General features: G+C 55.0%; 1 protein-coding gene. It reads right to left on the bottom strand.

Annotated elements, in window-relative coordinates; genetic code table 11:
- Positions 1–313: branched-chain amino acid ABC transporter permease (locus Q4563_RS18420; protein ID WP_303605539.1), on the bottom strand; the 313-nt coding region annotated here is incomplete at both ends.

The following is a 313-nucleotide window of genomic DNA, read 5'->3' as shown; positions in this document are numbered from 1 at the left end:
GGTAGTCGATCCCCATGGTCAGGCCAAAAGGAGATGGGTTTACAAACCGTTGGTTGTGGGCGTAGAGCCAGCCCGAAATCGCGGCCAGCAAGGCAGAAATAACAAAGGCCACCAGTTTTGAGCGGAAGGTATTGACGCCCATGGACTCAGCCATCAGCTGACCTCCTTTCAAGGCACGAATGGCACGGCCTTCACGGGAGTTCAGCAGGTTCTGTACCAGCCAGATAGCGGCCAGCAGCACGACCCAGATCAGGTAGAAAATCTTTTCTCCCTTATCCAGCGTCAGGCCGAACAGTTCAATGGCAGGCAAACC

It is taken from the genome of Gilvimarinus sp. 1_MG-2023 (genome assembly GCF_030548285.1).
This window is presented reverse-complemented; position numbering and strand designations above follow the sequence as displayed.